Annotated in this window: 1 protein-coding gene; it reads left to right on the forward strand. The window is 65.2% G+C overall.

The window, feature by feature from the left end; translation table 11 throughout:
* A partial coding sequence (locus AC1D0P_RS32210) for an aminotransferase class V-fold PLP-dependent enzyme (protein WP_477680438.1) occupies window positions 1-365 on the forward strand: 365 nt, incomplete at both ends.

Genomic DNA, 365 nt, shown 5'->3' on the forward strand with positions numbered 1-365 from the left:
GCATCCTGATCGTCGATGCGGTACAGGCTTTCGGCCGGCTGCCGGTCGATATCGAAGCGCTGGAAGCCGATTTTTTGGTCGTCTCGTCACATAAGATCGGCGGGCCGAAAGGGGCCGGTGCCTTGATCTCGCGCGGCGAGACGTTGATGCCGGTGCCGCTGATCCGCGGTGGAGGGCAAGAGAAGGGCCATCGCTCGGGCACGGAAAATGCAGCGGCGATCGCCGGGTTCGGCGTTGCGGCTGAGATCGCGGCGTCTGGCATTGGCATACGTTCGGCGGCAACAGCCGCCTTGCGCGACAGGATGGAGGCCGAGATGCTGGCGATCGTGCCGAAGACGGTGATCCATGGCCGTTGGTCCGGGCGG

The organism is Polaromonas sp. P1_G2 (genome assembly GCF_056405515.1).